The 14789-nt window shown below is 68.7% G+C and carries 11 protein-coding genes; 4 read left to right on the plus strand and 7 right to left on the minus strand.

Annotated features, from left to right (window positions below):
* Window positions 1-87: 87 nt before the first annotated feature.
* Entirely contained in the window at window positions 88-984 is an 897-nt protein-coding gene (locus BN3385_RS19460; protein ID WP_156432814.1) for a hypothetical protein, read from the plus strand.
* Between the two features lie 15 nt (window positions 985-999).
* On the opposite strand, the gene BN3385_RS28305 is transcribed toward BN3385_RS19460, so the two are convergent.
* The 3 genes from BN3385_RS28305 to BN3385_RS19475 all read right to left on the minus strand — a co-directional run bounded on the left by BN3385_RS28305 (window position 1000) and on the right by BN3385_RS19475 (window position 5158).
* Window positions 1000-1440, minus strand: coding sequence for a hypothetical protein (locus tag BN3385_RS28305; protein ID WP_059019150.1), 441 nt, complete (start codon window positions 1438-1440; stop codon window positions 1000-1002).
* A 75-nt stretch (window positions 1441-1515) separates the two neighbouring features.
* Window positions 1516-2796, minus strand: a complete 1281-nt coding sequence (locus tag BN3385_RS19470; RefSeq protein WP_059019152.1) for an HNH endonuclease — start codon at window positions 2794-2796, stop codon at window positions 1516-1518.
* Window positions 2797-2827: 31 nt separating this feature from the next.
* Window positions 2828-5158 (minus strand): arylsulfatase, encoded by a 2331-nt coding sequence (locus BN3385_RS19475; protein ID WP_082690552.1) that lies wholly within the window; start codon window positions 5156-5158, stop codon window positions 2828-2830.
* 167 nt (window positions 5159-5325) lie between these two features.
* On the opposite strand from BN3385_RS19475, the gene BN3385_RS19480 reads away from it, so the two are divergent.
* The 3 genes from BN3385_RS19480 (at window position 5326) to BN3385_RS19490 (ending at window position 9936) form a co-directional block, all read left to right on the plus strand.
* Window positions 5326-6801: an acetyl-CoA acetyltransferase gene (locus BN3385_RS19480; RefSeq protein WP_059019154.1), complete on the plus strand. Its 1476-nt coding sequence runs from the start codon at window positions 5326-5328 to the stop codon at window positions 6799-6801.
* Between the two features lie 74 nt (window positions 6802-6875).
* The gene (locus tag BN3385_RS19485) at window positions 6876-9176 is read left to right on the plus strand and encodes a hypothetical protein (protein WP_059019156.1); all 2301 of its coding nucleotides are present in this window, start codon (window positions 6876-6878) and stop codon (window positions 9174-9176) included.
* A 22-nt stretch (window positions 9177-9198) separates the two neighbouring features.
* A complete protein-coding gene (locus BN3385_RS19490) occupies window positions 9199-9936 on the plus strand; it encodes an SHOCT domain-containing protein (RefSeq protein ID WP_197415241.1) in 738 nt (245 codons plus the stop codon).
* Here BN3385_RS19490 and BN3385_RS19495 read toward each other — a convergent pair.
* The 4 genes from BN3385_RS19495 to BN3385_RS19510 all read right to left on the minus strand — a co-directional run bounded on the left by BN3385_RS19495 (window position 9933) and on the right by BN3385_RS19510 (window position 14550).
* Window positions 9933-10673, minus strand: a complete 741-nt coding sequence (locus tag BN3385_RS19495; RefSeq protein WP_059019159.1) for a DUF72 domain-containing protein — start codon at window positions 10671-10673, stop codon at window positions 9933-9935. The two genes, BN3385_RS19490 and BN3385_RS19495, sit on opposite strands and share 4 nt — an antisense overlap.
* A gap of 39 nt (window positions 10674-10712) precedes the next feature.
* Entirely contained in the window at window positions 10713-11045 is a 333-nt protein-coding gene (locus BN3385_RS19500; RefSeq protein WP_059019161.1) for a TfoX/Sxy family protein, read from the minus strand.
* A gap of 42 nt (window positions 11046-11087) precedes the next feature.
* On the minus strand, window positions 11088-13415 hold the full coding sequence (lon, locus tag BN3385_RS19505) for an endopeptidase La (protein WP_059019163.1): 2328 nt from the start codon (window positions 13413-13415) through the stop codon (window positions 11088-11090).
* A 136-nt stretch (window positions 13416-13551) separates the two neighbouring features.
* Window positions 13552-14550, minus strand: coding sequence for an esterase family protein (locus BN3385_RS19510; protein WP_059022171.1), 999 nt, complete (start codon window positions 14548-14550; stop codon window positions 13552-13554).
* Window positions 14551-14789: the final 239 nt, after the last annotated feature.

Below are 14789 nucleotides of genomic sequence, written 5' to 3' on the forward strand. Positions count from 1 at the left end.
AACGTCACACTTTTCCGGTCCGATCAGGCGTATCTGGCGGTGTCATTGCATAGCATCCGTCAGGGGAACGTGTTGGAGGTAAGTGACATGTCCACAGTTCTGCGTCGACCCGTCCTCGCGGCCGCCGCGGTCAGCGCCGCGATGGTGGTCGCGGTCAGTCCCATCCAGCCGGTCGAGACGAGTGCGGTCGTCGCCCCTCGCGCCGTGTCGGCGGAGGTGCGGTTGGCCGTGGATCCGATCACCGCGCTGCTCCAGGTCGCCACCGACACCGCCGACAACATCAAGACGTTGACCGCGAGCTTCGCGGCAAATCCCACACCGGTGATCACCAAGATCATCCAGAACCAAATCGCTTACGCCACATACCTGGCCAGTAATCCGACGCCGGCTGCGCTGCTGGCCGTCGCGGCGTCCCAGGCCACCAATCTGGTCAATGCGCTGGGTGCCGTCTTCAGTCTGGATGTGCTGTCGCGGGTGGTGGCCATTCCGACGGCGCCGCTGCTCAGCCTCGCCGGCGGAGTGGTGGCGACGTTCCAGGACCCGATCAACGTGGTGGCGATTCTGGCCGGGGCATTCCTGAACGGGATCAAGGTGCCGACCGGGCCCAGCAGCACCGTGCAGCTGTACGGTGTGTTCACCCCTGGTGGGCCGACCGTGCTGGACCCGGGCGGGTCGATTCAGGACATTCTCGATATCCGTGTGATCATCGCCAACGCCATCAAGCCGTTCACCCCGCCGGTCATGCTCGTTGCCAGCGCCACGGCGCGGAACGCCGCCGCTCAGGACGACACCGCCACGTCCACGCCGGCTCCGAAGCGGGCCACCGGAACCAGCGGGCGTTCGGTTGTCACCCGATCGACGGCAGCCGCCGCGGCCTCCGCGGCGGCGGGCACGTCCAGCCCGTCGAACGAACGCTCGACGTCAGCGAAGAAGACCGCGCACAGCAGCGGTTCGAGCGGAAGGTCCGCCCGAACCGCCGACTGATGCTCGAGGTGGGTGTCAGCCGCCGGTTCCGATGCAGCCGACACCGTTGATGCAGCCACCACCGCCGTTGGGGCCTCCGCCGCCGCTACCCACACCGGGGATCGAACCGCTACCGCCGCCGGGGCCGCCGCTGCCGGTCGGACCACCCGGGATTTCGCCGCCGCCACCGCCGGGGCCGCCGCTGCCGGTGGGGCCACCGGGAATCGCGCCGCCGCCACCGCCGGGCCCGCCGCTGCCGGTCGGTCCTGCCGGGGCCTCGGTCGTCGCGGTGTCGGTGGCGGCCGGGCTCGTGGTGACGGTGACCGACGTCGTCGTCACCTCGCTGGAGGACGGCGCCACGGTGCTGCTCTCTGAGCCGCCGCTGTCACTGTTCCCACAGCCGACGGCCAGGGCGAGCACGGCCGCTCCACCGGCGAGCGTCAGTGCGGCCCTTGATGTCGGTCTTCCGAAAGGCATGCGTTCTCACTTTCTTTGTCGGGACGGATGGTCCCGTACCCGAAAAGCCGCAGCACAAACCCTCGGACCCGGTCGTCAGGCTGCGATCACCTTGACGAGCTCACCGTTCAGGTACATCTCCGCGGCGCTAGGGGGCCGGGTGGCGGTACCGGGTGCCGGCGGCGCGACCGAGTGGTAGTGCGCGCCGGTCGGTGTGGTGAATTCGGCTGTGTGCCTTCCCTTTTCCGTGCTCGTGACGACCGTCCAGCCGCGGGTCTCCTTGGTGTAGTTGCAGGCCTCGCACAACCCGGCGCCGTTGTGAGCGCTGCTGGCGCCACCCCGGCGGTGCGGGGTGGCATGGTCGGTGTGCCGGAACGGCGCATCGCAGTACGGGGTGCGGCAGCGGTGATCCCGCAGAACGATGAACTGAGCCAGGCCCTTCGGGAAGATCCGGGCTCTGGACTCCATCGCCACCAGCGCGCCGCTCGCCGGGGTGGCGTACAGCCGCCGCAGCGTGGCTCGGGAGCGCTTGTCACCGACGGCATCGAGCACCATCGCCTGCGCCACCGCCGAGGGCACCGACCCGTAGCCGACGATGGCCGCCGCGGAATGTTCGGCGCCCAGCAGTGCCTGATCCGAGATGACGACGTTGACCGCGACCGGCACCGGCACATCCGCGGGCCGTCCGGTGACCCGTTCGACCAGGGCATCGGCCATCACCTGCCCGCGCGTACGCCCGTCGAAGCACCCATCAGCCTCGCGCTTGAGGGCGGCATACACCGACACTCCCTGGGCCACCGGCAACAAGGCGGTCAGATACGTCATGGTGTCGGGGGCCGGCCGAATCGTGACGGTCCGCTCGCCGGCCGCCTTGGCCGCCCGGTCCACCACCGCGCGCGGATCGAGCCGGTAGGCGATGGCCTTGGCTGCGGCTACCAGGGCCGCATCTCCAAGGCCTTCCAATGTGGCCGGATCGGAGCACAATTCGGCGTCCAGGCACCGTCGGTCGGCCACCTCTAGGCAGGCGGACTCGCGGACCACCAGGGTGGCCCGCCACTCTGACAGCAGCCCCTGCTCCAACGCCGCGAGGGTGTGCGGCATCTCGTACACCAGAGCCTTGGCGAAGCCCAGGTGCCGCCCGCCGCGCGCCGGGGCATCGCGACGTGCCAGCGCCACCTCGGCGCCGACCCCCTTACCCCGGCGTGCCACGGGTATCCCGGCCGCCTCGTCGGCCGCACGGCGCGAGGCATCCAAGGCCACGGCCAACCGCGCCTGTCCCGCGGCGGCCGCGGCCTTGAGCCGCTCCAGGGCGGCAATGCGCTCTACCAGCACCGATTGCTCGGCACCGGTGTCGATCTCCACTACTGATTCGAACATGCGTTCGACAGTAATGGAGGGGTCCGACAATTCAGTCCCGGGCGAACGCGGCGGCTGCGAGCTTCTCTAGATCCAGGTATTGGTCCTCGCCGACATCGACACCGACGCCGACGATGCGGCCACCGGTGAACGGGAAGTTCGGCGGGTAGGACCGGCTCACCGGGTCGGCGCTGTCGTAGCCCACGCAAAGTCCGTCGCCGCACAACGTGAACGGCCCGATCTGGGCGCGCATCGGCCCCTCGGCCACCACCTGGTCACCGACGTACAGCTTCGCGGTGCCCAGCGACTCCTGGTGCTCGCCGGCGCCTTCGCGGATGAACTCGACACCCAGCGTCAGCTGGCCGGGCTCCAGGACATCGGAGACGAACGTCTGCTCCGGCTTGATGCCCAGGAAGTTGTAGACGTAGTGCAGCTTGCGGTCCTTGATGAACAGCGTGTGCCCGCCGAAACGGGATCCGTGCGCAAAGATCACGCCCTCGGACTCCGCGGTGACCTCCACATCGGCCAGGATCTTGTAGGACCGGCCGCGGATGTTGACCGCCGTGGACTCGGGCACCGGCGAGGTGTCCGGGTAGTAGATGTAACGGGACCGGGGCGGCTCGCCGGACGGCCGGTCGTCGCCACTGATCTGCTCCAGGGCTGTCCGGTCATCAAGCGGCAGAACGAAATTCGCCTCCGCCTCCTCGAACCAGACGTTGATCAGCTCCTGCAGCTTCTCGGGGTACTGGTCGGCGAGGTTGCGCGATTCCGCCCGGTCCTCGTCGACGTGGTACAGCTCCCATTGGTCCTGGTCGAAATGCCCCTTGCCGCTGATCGGCGCGTGCAGTGCGGCGGCTTTCCAGCCGTTCTCCCAGATGCCGCGGGTGCCGAGCATCGAGAAGTATTGGCGCTTCTTGGTTGTCGGCGCGTGCGCGTCGTCGAAGCTGTAGCGCATCGACACGCCGTTGAGCGGGTATTGCTCGACTCCGCGGTAGACCTTCGGCATCTCGAGGCCGACGGCTTCCAGGATGGTCGGCACGATATCGGTCGAGTGGTGGTACTGATGCCGCATCTCTCCGCGGGCCTTGATTCCCCTGGGCCAGTGGATGACCAGCGGGTCACAGGTGCCGCCCGCGTACTGCGAATACCGCTTGAACATCTGGAACGGAGTCGAGAACGCCACCGCCCAGCCGGTCGGGTAGTGGTTGTAGGTCTCCGGGGTGCCCAGCTCGTCGAAGTAGGACATGTTCTCTTCCAGGCTGTCCGGGAAGCCGTTGAAGAACTTGTTCTCGTTCACCGAACCGTTGGGCGTGCCCTCTCCGGATGCGCCGTTGTCGGCGCAGTAGAAGATCAGCGTGTTGTCCAGCTGGCCGGTCTTCTCGAGGAAGTCGACGATGCGGCCGACCTGGGCGTCGGTGTACTCGGAGAACCCGGCGAACACCTCGGCCATCCGGCAGAACAGGCGCTTCTCGTCGTCGTTGAGTTCCGCCCACGGCCGCACGTAGTCGGCCTCGTTGGCCACGTCGTCGGGCATCGGGTTCAACGGGGTCAGCTCAGTGCCCTCGGGCACCACGCCGCGTTCGATCATCCGGGCCAGCACCCACTCGCGGTAGGCCTCGTAACCGTCGTCGAACACACCCTTGTACTTGTCGATGTATTCCTTGGGGCTGTGGTGCGGGGCATGGTTGGCGCCTGGGCAGAACCACATGAACCACGGCTTGGACGGCGCCGACGACCGCTGGTCGCGCAGCATCCGGATCGCTTGGTCGGCAAGGTCTTTCGACAAGTGATAGCCCTCGTCGGGGGTGTAGGGCGGCTCGATGGCGCGGTTGTCCTCGACCAGGTCGGGATACCACTGGTTGGTCTCGCCGCCGAGGAACCCGTAGAACCGGTCGAAACCCTTCGACAGCGGCCACTCTGACTTACTCCCACCGGGGGACAGGTCCTCCACCGGGACGTTGTGGTTCTTGCCCAGCCAGAACGTGCCATACCCGTTGTCCTGCAACACCTGTGCGACCGTGGCGCACTCGGCGGGCAGCCGGCCGGCCGCACCCGGGAAACCCATCGATCCCTCGGTGATCGAGGCGCACCGGTTCACGTGGTGATTGCGCCCGGTGAGGAAGGTTGAGCGGGTGGGCGAGCACAGCGCGGTGGTGTGCCACTGGGTGTAGGTGACGCCGTTGTCGGCCAGCCGGTCCATCGTCGGCATGTTGATCCGGCCCCCGTAGGGCGACCACGCGGCCAGGCCGGTGTCGTCGTAGAGCACGATCAGGATGTTCGGCGCGCCCTCCGGCGGCTGCTTGAGCAGATACGGCGTCCAGTCCGGAACCGAATCCCGCACGTCGAGTTTGATGACTCCGTTGAAAGGCTGCGTCACGCTCATTCCTCCCGGACCGCGGCGGCTCGCTTCTCGACCGCCGACTCGGCGCCCATCGTGGCACCGCGATGGGCGCCGTGCTGGCCAAACGCGCCGAAGACACAGAATCCCGTAAGAACCCCGCCCAGGCTCCCTGATAGGTTTTGACAGGCGTCAACAGAAAGGACTCTCCGATGGGCCTGGATCCCCGAACACCGGTCATCGTCGGCGTCGGTCAGGTCAACGAGCGGGAAGACTCCGCTGACGTCGAGCCTGTCGACCTGATGGCGGCCGCCGCGCGCGAGGCCGCCGACCCGCGCGTGCTGCAGGCCGTCGACGCCATCCGGGTGGTCAACCTGCTGTCCTGGCGCTACCGCGATCCCGGGCTGCTGCTCGGTGCGCGCATCGGCGCCCCGAACGCCTCGACCTACTACACCGGTGTCGGCGGCAACACCCCGCAGTCACTGGTCAACCAGGCCTGCCTCGACATCCAGGCCGGCCGGGCCGACGTCGTGCTGCTGGCCGGTGGTGAGACCTGGCGGGCCCGGAAACGTTTGAAGACCAAGGGAATCCGGCCGGACTGGACGCGCCAGGACGACAGCGTCGCCGTCCCGCCCGGCGCCGAGGACGAGGTGCCGATGTCGGGACCGGCCGAGGAGCGCATCGGGCTGCTGCTGCCCTCCCACGTCTACCCGTTGTTCGAGCAGGCTCTGCGGATCGCGAACGGAGAGGGTGTCGAGGAGCACCGTCAGCGCATCGGCGAACTGTGGGCCCGGTTCAGCGCGGTGGCCGCGGCCAATCCGCACGCCTGGAGCCGCGATGCCGTCCCGGCCGAGCAGATCTGGCAGGCCAGCGCCGACAACCGGATGATCAGCTGGCCGTACCCGAAGCTGATGAACTCCAACAACATGGTCAATCAGGCGGCCGTCGTGGTGGTGTGCTCGGCCGAGAAGGCCGACTACCTGCAGATCCCGCGCGACGAGTGGGTGTTCCCGTACGCCGGCACCGACTCGCACGACACCTACTCGATCGCCGAACGCGGCGAGCTGCACCGCTCGCCGGCGATCCGGCTCGGTGGCCGCCGGGCCCTGGAACTGGCCGGTGTCGGTGTCGACGACCTCGACTACGTCGACGTGTACTCGTGCTTCCCGTCGGCGGTCCAGATCGCCGCGACCGAACTGGGCCTGGCGCTCGATGACCCGCAGCGCCCGCTGACGGTCACCGGCGGGCTGACGTTCGCGGGCGGTCCGTGGAACAACTACGTGATGCACTCGATCGCCACGATGACCGAACTGCTGCGCGCGAATCCGGGATCTCGCGGCTTGATCACCGCCAACGGCGGCTTCCTGACCAAGCACAGCTTCGGCGTCTACAGCGCGACTCCGCCGCCTGCCGAGTTCCGGTGGCAGGACGTGCAGGACGAGGTCGATCAGCTGCCGACCACGGTCTCGCATGCGGACTGGGCGGGTGACGGCACGGTGGAGTCGTGGACGGCGCCGTTCGACCGCGACGGTCAGCCCGAGAAGGCCTTCCTGACGGTGCAGACCCCCGACGGCGGTCGTGCGCTGGCGGTGATCGCGGATCCCGATGCCGCCGCGGTCACCGTGCGCGAGGACATCGCCGGAGCCAAGGTCACGGTCGGCGCCGACGGCAGGGCCAGCTTGAACTGAGGGGCCAAAGCCCCGAAATTTTGCCCGCACCTCCCATAAGCTCGTCGCAGCGCACGGGGGAAGTAGGGCCTGGAATGCAGATCTTGCTCACAGAGGTCACCAGTGGGCTCGGTCGTGCGCTGGCCGCAAGCTTGCTGGCAGCCGGACATGACGTCACAGGGATCGCCGATGGCGCGCACCGCGACCTCTACCCGCTGGCCGCCGAGGCCGATGTGGTGCTGGTGTTGCCCGGCCCGCGCGCCGGGGTCCGATCGGCCGACGTGGTCCGCGTCTGTGATGCCGCCGCCCGCGGCGGCGCGCGGATCGTCTTCCCGTCCCTGTCGCTGCTGGAGCCCGCCCGCTGGAGCCAGGCCGAGGAACTCGTGCGCACCGGATGGGCGCCGAACCTGATCGTCCGACTGGCCGCCCCGCTGGGTAGACAGGTCGATGCCCCGGTGTGCCGGTCGGTGGCGGCGGTGCTGGTCGCACCCACGACTGGGATGGTGCACGTCATCCATGTCGACGACGTCGTCCGATTCCTGGTGGCCGCGGTGGACTCCGACCGCACCGGGACGGTCGACCTCGCCACCGCGGACACCGCCACGGTGGTGTCTGCACAGCAGATCCTGGGCCGGGTGGACCCGCGGCCCAAAGCGCGGCCCGCCGACGGCTGGGCGGTGCTCTGCCCGGCCGTGGACCTCGCCCCGCTGCGCGACGAGTGGCGCTTCGAATGCGCCTGGGGGGCAACTGAAACCGTCCTCGACACCGCACGCGGTCTGCAGGGCCGCAAGCTGTCGCCGGACGGGGCGCTGACCGTGGCCGGGCGGATCCCGATGCCGGTCAGCCCTGCTGGCCGGCCGGCCCGGCCGGATCTGCTCCGCGCCGCCCCCGACGAGGCCGAGTTCGACGACCGCATCGATCCACGCTTCCCGGTGTTCGTGGCCAGTCCGTTCGCCGAGACCAGCAGTGGCCCGCTGACGCCCATGTCGCTGGACCTGCACCTGCCCGGTGTGCGGGCCGCCGCCGGTGCGCTGGCTGAACTGCTCGACGTCCCCGCAGCACTGGCGCCGGAGTGGGGCGAGCGGCTGGTGGCGGTCTTCGGGCACCGGGTGTATCTCGGTGCCTCGGCCATCGCCGCGGCGGCTTCCCGCCTGCCCGGGCGCGCCGCGGACCTGGGCGCCCAGTTGTGTGCCGCCGCCGACATGTCCACGGTGTCCGCGCATCGTCGGCTCCTGCGCAATAGCCCGCTGTCGATGACGCGGATCATCTCCGGGGCCCGCATGATCGGCCGGCATGTCGAGGCCTACACCGACGCCGCCGAGGACGAGTACCGCGATGCCGACGCGGTGAGCACGCTCGGCGATGCCCAGCTCGACGCGCGTATCCGATTGTTGTGCAGCCGAATTCACGAGGGCTGGACGCTGGCCGCCCAGGCATGGCTGTTGTCCGAGCTGGCGCCTGCCCAGCTCGCGGGCGCCGGCCGGGACGGTATCCGTATCGAATCGGAACTGGCGTCACTGGCCAGTGTGCTGCGAGCCCACCCCTACATTCAGGACGCACTGAGCAAAGGCGACCTCGACGCGGTGCGGGCCGCGGCACCCATGGTGGCCACGGCGTTCGACTCCGTCATCGCCCACCTCGGACATCGCGGTCCGGGTGGCGTCGAGGTCGCCGCATCGGTGATCGGGGATCGCACCGATGCCCTGATTGCCGCCGGTGAGCGTGCCCGGCAGCGCTATTCGAGCGGCGACTCGGGCGAACCGCAGCCCTACCACCTGCTGGCCTACGACAGCCTGTTGCGCTTCACCCATCAGATGCGGTTGGCGCTGCGCGAACTGGCGCGCCGGCGGGTCGCCGAGGACAAGCTCGCCGCGATCGACGACGTCTTCCTGCTCACCGTCGAGGAGGCACTGGTCATGCCGGTCGACGCCCGGCTGCGAGTCAAGCGCCGCGCCGCCGAACGGGAGCGGCTGCAGACGGTGCGTGTGCCCGCGGTGATCGACGGCGGCTGGACACCGCAACCGCTGGTCGATGTCGCGGCCGCCGGCGAGCAGCTTCGGGGGACACGCTGCGGGGGAGGCACTTTCGAGGGGACGGTGCGGGTGGTCAGCTCGGACGCCGATACCGGCCTGGGGCCGGGTGATGTCGCGGTGGTCGCGACGGCCGACGTGGAATCGCTGGCATTGTTCGGCACGCCCGGCGCGGTGATTGTCGAAGACGGGGTGACGCTGACCGACACGAGTGGTCTGGGGATCCCCGTCGTGGCCGGTGTCGCCGACGCGACGGCCCGGTTGGTCACCGGCACTTCGGTGCGGGTCGATGGGGCCACCGGCACCGTCGTGGTGCTGGCCGACTCCGGGGCCGTCGCCGAACTGGTCGCCGGGGCCGCGACCTGACGGCGCTGTGTACCGTGGCCCGATGATGTGGCGCGGAATTGCGGTGCTCTCGGCACTGTGGTGTGTGCTGGTCGTCGCACCGGCGGTGCTGGCCGCGCACCTGCTCGCCGAAGCCACCCAGACTTCCCAGAAGGGCTGGGCGCTGGGGGTGTGGGTGGTCGGCTACATCGCACAGTTCGTGGTCTTCCTGCAGATTTCGCGTCGCTGTCCGCGGACCGTCGCGCTGGGCTGGCTGATCGCGTCGACGGTCCCATGGGCGGCGGACTGGACCGCGCCGCTCGCCGGCTGGGCCGTCGCAGTGTGCGCCGCCATCGTGGTCGCCTACTCGGTTTGGTTGATCTCGGCGGTGCGGCGGGTCGATCGGCTGCGGGATGCCGGGGTCGAGGCGTGGGTCGAGGTGCTCGAGGTCGTGCGGCCGGCTCTCAACGTCGTGGTCACCAAGGACTCGGCCCGGCGGACGATGCGGGTGCGCGTCGAACCGGCTGACGGCGCCGCGCCCTACGAGGCCAGGGTGACGGGCACCTTCACCCTCGGTGAGATCCCCGAACAGGGGGACCGGCTCACCGTGCTGGTGGACCCGGCCGACCCGCAGCACCTCGAACCGGTACCCGATGAGCCGATCGTCCGCAGCGCGCCGGTGCCGGAGGATCTGGACGCCGAGGCGGCCGAGATGCTGCGCCGCCTGGTGACGATGCGCGACCGCGGCGACATCACCGACGCCGAGTTCAGCGCCGCCAAGAAGCAGTTGCTGAGTCCCTAGCCGAGCAGGTCGCGCAGCTCGAGTGCGTTACGCACGGCGTGACCGCTGCCGTCGTTGTTGAAGTACGTCAGCACTCGGCGCCCCTGCTGCCGCCACTCGTCGATGCGGTCGGCCCACCACCGCAGATCGGCGCTGGTGTAGCTGCCCGCGTACAGCGGTGCCGTGTCGGGGCCGTGCATCCGGACATAGACGACATCGCTTGTGGCGCAGAGGTGACAGCCCATTCCCGGCCCGCTGGTCACCACATAGGCCGCGTGGTGGCGCTCCAGGAGTTCGTAGACGTGCGGATCGTTCCACGACGGGTGCCGTGCCTCGATTGCGATGGTGATCCAGTCCGGGATCAGACTGAGGAACCGCTCCAGCCTGGCGTCGTCGCGTGGCAGGTCGGGATGCAACTGGACCAGGACGGCTTCGCGGGTGCTACCCAGCGCGCGCTGGCAGCGTTCGATACGGTCGGCCCACGGCTCGGGCGTCAGCAGGCGGCGGAAGTGACTGAGCCCGCGATGCGCCTTGACCGACATCGTGAAGCCGTCGGGCAGCCGTCGATGCCAGCCTTCGAAGGTGGCATCGCGCGGCCAGCGGTAGAAGCTGGCGTTGAGTTCCACGGTGTCGAACACCTCGACATAGCGGGCCAGCCGCTTGGCCACCGGGAGGCCGGGCCGGTAGAGCACGCCGTCCCAGTGGTCATACGACCAGCCCGAGGTGCCGATGCGGACTGTTCCCGCGGAAGTGGCCATCGCAGAACGGGTTACCCGCGCACCACGCGCCCAACCGCGCTACTTCGCGGGCAGTTCGGCGGCGTAGCCCGCGCCGACGTTGACCCACTGCTGCAGTTGGCGTGCGGTGCGTACCCCGGCGAGGTCGATACGGACCCAGCCCCGGGTTTCGCGACCGGACATGATCATCGGCGAGACGTGGGACCGGGTCAGCATCGTCTCCGTCGCTTCCGGCGGTACCCGCACCATCAGATCGCCGCGGCCGCTGGCGGCCACCGCCATGTTGCCGTTCACCAGGAAAGCCAGCCCGCCGAACATCCGTTTCTCGGTGACGCCGCGCACACCGCTGAGCGTCTCCCGGATGCGATCGGCCAGTGCTGGGTCGTGGGCCATAGCTGACAAGGCTATCGTCGCAGACCCGGCACCGTCGCGCGATCAGGCCGCCGAGCTGACCGCCTCACCGGCCGGTTCCAGCGCCAGCGCGACGATCTCGGCCACATCGGTCATCGGCTTGACGGCCAGGGCGGCGAGCACTTCAGCGGGCACGTCGTCCAGGTCGGGCTCATTGCGAGCCGGGATGAAAACCGTTGACAGACCGGCGCGTTGGGCCGCCAGCAGCTTCTGCTTGACGCCGCCGATCGGCAGCACCCGGCCGTTGAGGGTGACCTCACCGGTCATGCCCACATCCGAACGCACCTGCCGTCCGGTGGCCATCGACACCAGGGCGGTCACCATGGTGACACCGGCCGAGGGGCCATCCTTGGGCACCGCGCCCGCAGGCACGTGCACGTGGATCTTGCGGTCCAACGCCTTCGGGTCGACACCGAGTTCGGCGGCATGCGAGCGGACGTAGGACAGCGCGATCTGCGCCGACTCCTTCATCACATCACCGAGCTGACCGGTCAGCTGCAGTCCGGGCTCACCCTCGGTCGATCCGGCCTCGATGTAGAGCACGTCGCCGCCCAGGCCGGTGACGGCCAGGCCGGTAGCCACGCCCGGCACCGCGGTGCGTTCGGCCGACTCCGGGGTGAACCGCGGCCGGCCCAGGTACTCGACCAGGTCCGGCTCGTCGATCGTGACAGGGGCGTCGTGCGAGTCCAGCGTGGTGGTCACCTTGCGCATCGCCTTGGCCAGCAGCCGCTCGAACTGCCGCACACCGGGTTCCCGGGTGTAGTCCGCGGCGATCTTGCGTAACGCGTGATCGGTGACGGTGACCTCCTCGGGGGTCAGCGCTGCCCTTTCCCGCTGCCGGGGCAGCAGGTAATCGCGCGCGATCGCCACCTTGTCGTCCTCGGTGTATCCGTCGATCGTCACCAGCTCCATCCGGTCCAGCAGTGCTGACGGGATGTTCTCGATGACGTTGGCGGTGGCCAGGAAGACGACGTCGGACAGGTCCAGGTCCAGATCCAGGTAGTGGTCGCGGAAGGTGTGGTTCTGCGCCGGGTCCAGGACCTCCAGCAGCGCCGCACTCGGGTCACCCCGATAGTCCGAGCCGACCTTGTCGATCTCGTCCAGCAGCACAACGGGATTCATCGAACCCGCCTCGCCGATGGCGCGCACGATGCGGCCGGGCAGGGCGCCGACGTAGGTGCGCCGGTGGCCGCGGATCTCGGCCTCGTCGCGCACGCCGCCGAGCGCGACGCGCACGAATTTGCGGCCCAGCGCGCGAGCCACGCTCTCACCGAGCGAGGTCTTGCCGACGCCGGGCGGACCGGCCAGCACCATCACAGCACCGGATCCGCGACCGCCGACGACCTGCAGGCCGCGCTGGGCGCGACGGGCCCGCACCGCCAGATACTCCACGATGCGGTCCTTGACGTCGTCGAGTCCGTGGTGGTCGGCGTCCAGAATCTCCCGGGCCGCCGTCAGGTCGGTGAAGTCCTCGGTGGTGACGTTCCAGGGCAGGTCCAGGACGGTGTCCAGCCAGGTGCGGATCCAGCCGCCCTCCGGGCTCTGCTCGCTGGAGCGTTCCAGCTTGCCGACCTCGCGCAGCGCGGCCTCGCGCACCTTCTCGGGCAGCTCGGCCGCCTCGATGCGGGACCGGTAGTCCGCCGAGTCCTCGGACCCGTCGGGGTCCAGCTCGCCGAGTTCCTTGCGAATGGCATTGAGCTGCTGGCGCAGCAGGAATTCCTTCTGCGTCTTCTCCATGCCCTCGCGGACGTCCTGGGAGATCTTGTCGCTCACCTCGACCTCGGCGAGGTGCTCGGCGGTCCAGTCGATCAGCACCCGCAGCCGCTCGTCGACGTTCTCGGTCTCCAGCAGCTGCCGCTTCTGCACATCGCTGAGATAGGACGCGTAGCCCGCCGTGTCGGACAGGGCCGACGGTTCGGTGAGCTTGTTGACCGCGTCCACCAGCTGCCAGGCCTCGCGGCGCTGCAGCAGGGCCAACAACAGTTTCTTGTATTCGGCGGCAAGCGCTTTCGTGTCGTCGGTGGGCTCGGGCTCGGTTACTTCCTCGACCTCGACCCACAGCGCGGCGCCGGGGCCGGTGGTGCCGCTGCCGATATGTGCCCGACGCTCACCACGCACCACCGCGGCCAGCCCGCCGGCCATCCGGCCGACCTGCACGATCGACGCGAGCACACCATAGGCCGGGTAGCGATCCTCCAGGCGCGGGGCGATCAGCAGCTTGCCGGAATCGCTGGCGCGGGCAGCGTCGACCGCGGCACGGGCGGTGTCGTCCAGGGTGATCGGCACGACCATGCCGGGCAGCACGATCGGGTCGCTCAGAAACAGGACGGGCACAGATGTGGCTTCAGCCATCAGTCCTCCAAAGTTCAGTCTGAAGGGCTCAACCTTGGTGGAGGTTCGAATGTTCCCGAACGCGTGTTCGCTCAGGGTGGACAACGCAGCGAGCCTGCCGCCGAAGGGCGACAGGCTCGCTGTTGTGTGTGTTGGATCAGCCGGCGGTCGGGGTGGCTCCCAGGGTCCGCTGGATGTCCGGGATCATCGACTGGAGCTGTTGGCCCCAGTAACCCCAGCTGTGCGTGCCGTTGGCCGGGAAGTTGAACACGCCGTTGCGTCCACCAGCCGCCAGGTAGTTGTCCATGAAGGTCTTGTTGGTCCGCAGGGTGAAGCCCTCCAGGAACTGCGCCGCCATCAGGTTGCCGCCACCACCGGAGGTGTCCAGCTCCGACGGCGTACCGGTGCCGCAGTAGATCCAGATCCGGGTGTTGTTGGCGACCAGCTGGTTGATGTTGACCATCGGGTCGTTGCGGCGCCACGCCGGATCAGACGACGGACCCCACATGCTCTGGGCGTTGAAGCCGCCCGCGTCATTCATGGCCAGACCGATCAGCATCGGCCACCAACCCTCGGAGGGGTTCAGGAAGCCGGACAGCGATGCCGCGTAGGGGAACCGCTGCGGGTAGTAGATCGCGTAGGTCAGGGCCGCGCTGCCGGCCATCGACAGACCGACGACTGCGTTGCCGTTGGGGTCGATGCCGTAGTTGGTGGCCAGGTAGGTCGGCAACTCCTGGTTCATGAACGTTTCCCACTTGTAGGTGTAGTTCTGACCGTTGCCCTGCGACGGCTGGTACCAGTCGGTGTAGAAGCTCGACTGTCCGCCGACCGGCATGACCGCCGACAGGCCCGAGCCGTAGAACCACTCGAACGCCGGGGTGTTGATATCCCAACCGCTGTAGTCGTCCTGCGCACGCAGGCCGTCCAGCAGGTAGACCGCGTGCGGTCCGCCGCCCTGGAACTGGATGCGGATGTTGCGGCCCATCGAGGCCGACGGAACATCAAGGTAGAGAACCGGAAGCCCGGGCTTGGAGAAGGCGGCCGCTGTCGCCGAACCGCCGACAACGCCGATCAAGCCGGGCAAGAAGAGTGCGGCCACGAAGGCTGCGGCCACGCGGCGCAACCAAGTGCCTCGCATCATCTCGACGATTTTCATGACGACAACCATCACCTTTCGTATGTATTCAGTCCTGAGGACAAAAGCTGTGCGCGGGTAGCTAAACACGCACGGCACCGCCGACTCGGTACGCCAAGCGGTGTGCCAAGTCGCGGTTAGCTAACGATCGGGAGACGCGCAGGACTCGCCAGCCTGATCACATCCGTCACATGAGCCACAGCATCGGGCTAGGAGATGTGCTCTGACGTGCGGCGACCTGAGGGATGGCTGGTTGGCAC

The sequence above is a fragment of the Mycobacterium sp. M26 genome (assembly GCF_001494595.1).
Lineage (GTDB): Bacteria > Actinomycetota > Actinomycetes > Mycobacteriales > Mycobacteriaceae > Mycobacterium.